2 protein-coding genes are annotated in these 1,335 nt (G+C 63.2%); one reads left to right on the forward strand and one right to left on the reverse strand.

All coding sequences use genetic code 11. From position 1 onward, the window contains the following. Positions 1 to 83 precede the first annotated feature (83 nt). Complete coding sequence (locus tag EN993_RS35905; RefSeq protein WP_050580417.1) at positions 84 to 584, forward strand: MmcB family DNA repair protein; 501 nt, start codon at positions 84 to 86, stop codon at positions 582 to 584. A gap of 31 nt (positions 585 to 615) precedes the next feature. Here EN993_RS35905 and EN993_RS35910 read toward each other — a convergent pair. Further along, a partial coding sequence (locus tag EN993_RS35910; RefSeq protein WP_206532486.1) for a Na+/H+ antiporter NhaA occupies positions 616 to 1,335 on the reverse strand: 720 nt, incomplete at its 5' end.

A 1,335-nucleotide genomic window follows, 5' to 3' on the forward strand; every position in this document is an offset into this window, starting at 1 on the left:
GGGTATATCCGGGTATGTCAAATATATAATCGCCACATAAAAACAGGTTCAAACCGTGAACAAAATCTGGCATGGTGCCTGCCATGCCGATCATCTCCCCCATCCCGATCAACCCTCTCATCGACGGTCGCCAGTCCGAACGCGCCATGCTGGTCCGGCGCGGCGTGCAGCGGCTGCTGATGGACATGGGCGCGCATGTGCTGCCCGAGCTGTCGCTGGCCACCGGCCGTCGTGCCGACCTCGTCGCGTTGACCCGGCAGGGCGATATCTGGATCATCGAGATCAAATCCTCGATCGAGGATTTCCGGGTCGACCGCAAATGGCCGGACTACCGGCTGCACTCCGACCGCTTCTTCTTCGCCACCCATCCCGGCGTGCCCTCCGAGATATTTCCCCAGGAGTGCGGCTTCATCCTCTCCGACGGCTACGGCGCCGAAATCCTGCGCGATGCGCCCGAACACCGCATGGCGGCGGCAACGCGCAAGGCGCTGATGCTGCGGATCGCGCGGGCCGGTGCCTCTCGGCTGCTGGCGGCGGAACTTGCCGGCGTGTCGGTGCCAGCGCTGGAGGGTGAGAGCGAGTAGGTTTTCGCCTTACTCCGAGTGGGTTTTCGCCCTACTCTTCGCCCTCTTCCACCTCACCAACCGGCGGCGCCATCAAAAGCACGGCAGCACCCAGGATGGCGGCGATGAAGGAACCGGCGAGGATGCCGACCTTGACCGCGTCCTGCAGCGCCACATCACTGGCGAAGGCCAGCAGGCCGATGAACAGGCTCATGGTGAAGCCGATGCCGCACAGCAGCGAGATGCCGATCATATGCGACCAGCCAGCATTGGCAGGCAGGTCGGCAAGACCGAACCGGATGGCAAGTGCCGAGGAGCCGAACACGCCAACCAGCTTGCCCACCACCAGGCCGGCGGCGACACCCAGCGTCAACGGCTCGATCAGTGCGCCAAAGCTCAGGCCGGCGAGCGACACGCCGGCATTGGCAAAGCCGAAGATCGGAATGACGACAAAGGGCACTATCTTGTGCAAACCGTGCTCGAGCCGATGCAACGGCGAATGGTCGAGGTCGTGGCCAATTCCGGCGGAGCGTTCGAGCGGGATGGTCAGCGCCAGCGCTACGCCGGCAAGCGTGGCATGGACGCCGGATTTCAGCACCAGCACCCACAAGATGACGCCGAGCAAGAGATAGGGAAGCAGCGTCATCACCCGCATGCGATTGAGCACGACGAGCACGGCAATGACGGCGAAGGCGGCACCCAAGTAAGCGAGCGAAAGGCCGCTGGTGTAGAAGATTGCGATGATGATGACGGCGCCGAGGTCGTCGATGAT

Source organism: Mesorhizobium sp. M7D.F.Ca.US.004.01.2.1 (assembly GCF_003997785.1).
Lineage (GTDB): Bacteria > Pseudomonadota > Alphaproteobacteria > Rhizobiales > Rhizobiaceae > Mesorhizobium > Mesorhizobium loti.